Origin of the sequence: Promicromonospora kroppenstedtii DSM 19349 (genome assembly GCF_000515355.1) — a bacterium.
Taxonomy (GTDB): domain Bacteria; phylum Actinomycetota; class Actinomycetes; order Actinomycetales; family Cellulomonadaceae; genus Promicromonospora; species Promicromonospora kroppenstedtii.
In genome coordinates this window covers 6,164-7,936 of record NZ_KI911571.1, presented here as the reverse complement: position 1 = coordinate 7,936, position 1,773 = coordinate 6,164, and the positions used below count along the sequence as shown (strand labels likewise).

The 1,773-nt window shown below is 74.3% G+C and carries 2 protein-coding genes; both read left to right on the top strand.

The annotated features are described in order from the left end of the window. A partial coding sequence (locus PROKR_RS00985; RefSeq protein ID WP_036958929.1) for an ABC transporter ATP-binding protein occupies window positions 1–681 on the top strand: 681 nt, incomplete at its 5' end. Then, on the top strand, window positions 681–1,773 hold a 1,093-nt coding region (locus PROKR_RS00980), incomplete at its 3' end, for an ABC transporter permease (RefSeq protein WP_036958928.1). The genes PROKR_RS00985 and PROKR_RS00980, both read left to right, overlap by 1 nt.

Genomic DNA, 1,773 nt, shown 5'->3' with positions numbered 1-1,773 from the left:
GGCGGCCGGCCCCCGGCCGCGAGCGCCCGCGGCCTGACCAAGACGTACGGCCGTGGCGCGGCCCAGGTGCACGCCCTGCGCGGCGTCGACCTCGACGTCCCGGGCGGCCGGTTCACGGCGATCATGGGACCGAGCGGGTCGGGCAAGTCCACGCTGATGCACTGCCTGGCGGGGCTCGACCAGCCGAGCGGCGGGACGGTCGTCGTCGACGGCACGGACCTCGGCTCCCTCGGCGACGACGCCCTGACGGTCTTCCGCCGGGAGCACATCGGGTTCGTGTTCCAGTCGTTCAACCTGTTGCCGATGCTCACGGCACGGCAGAACATCCTCCTCCCCCTGGAGCTGGGCGACCCCCGGCTCGACGACGCCGCCCGCGAGCGCGCGCACGAGCTGGCGGAATCGCTGGGCGTCGCGGACCGGCTGGACCACCTCCCGGCGGAGCTGTCCGGCGGGCAGCAGCAGCGGATCGCGATCGCGCGCGCCCTGATCACCTCCCCGAGCCTGCTGTTCGCCGACGAGCCCACGGGAAACCTGGACAGCACCACGTCGGCGGAGGTGCTGGACCACCTGCGGCGGTCGGCCGGCGAGCTCGGTCAGACGGTCGTCATGGTCACGCACGAGCCGGATGCCGCGGCGTACGCCGACGACGTCGTCACCGTGCAGGACGGGCTGATCGCCTGATGCGTACCGTCCTTCTCGCCTCGTTGCGGCGGCACCTGCGGCGGTACGTCGCGGCGGGGACCGCCGTCGTCGTCGCGGTCGGGTTCGTGGTGGCCGTCGGCGTGCTCACGACGGGGGCCCAGAACCGCATCATGGCGGGCGCGGGCGCCCCGTTCGCCGGCGCCGATCACGTCGTCACCAACCTGGGCACGCAGAACGCCATCACCTACGCCGCCCAGCACGGGGACGAGGTGGCGGTGCTCGGCAGCGCCACCCTGCCGCTGCGGGCGGGCGACGAGCAGGCCGCCGGCAAGTTCGTCGGGTCGATCGCCGACCTGCCGCGGCTGCGCTGGCAGACCCTGGACTCGGGCCGCTTCCCCGAGCGCGAGGGGGAGGCCGTGGTGGACGCCTGGACCGCGCAGGAGATGGCGATCGCCGTCGGCGACACGGTCACGCTCGGCGCGGGCGGCGACGCGGTCGACCTGCGGGTGGTCGGGATCGGCGCGGCGTCGGCCAACCTGGGCCAGGCCTCGGTGTACATCACGTTCGACCAGCTGCTGCACTGGCGCGACGACGACACGCTGCTGCTGGACCGGGCGGTGGTCGTCGGCGACCCCGGCCGGCTGCCCGACGGCGCGGTCGCGCTCACGCCCCAGGAACTCGTCGCCACGAGCATGGCCCAGCACACCAACAACGTGAACACCATGGCGCTGCTCCTGCTGGTGTTCGCCGGGATCGCCGGGATCGTCTCGGTCCTGGTCATCACCAACACGTTCGCGATCCTCTTCGCCCAGCGCGTGCGTGACTTCGCTCTGCTGCGCTGCGTGGGCGCCACGCGGCGGCAGGTCCTGGGATCGGTGCGCCGGGAGGCCGTCGTCGTCGGCGTGCTCGCCTCGCTGGGCGGGGTCGGCGCCGGGATCGGGCTCGGCTACGGCCTGATCGCGCTGGCCGGGGCGGTCGCCCGGAACAGCCCTCTGGGTGCTCCCGACCGGCTGCCGGTCTGGTGGCTGCTGGGCGGGTTCGCCGTGGGCCTGGTGGTGACGCTGCTCGCGTCGTGGCTGCCGACCCGGCGCGTGGTCCGGGTGAGCCCGCTGGCGGCGCTGCGGCCCGACG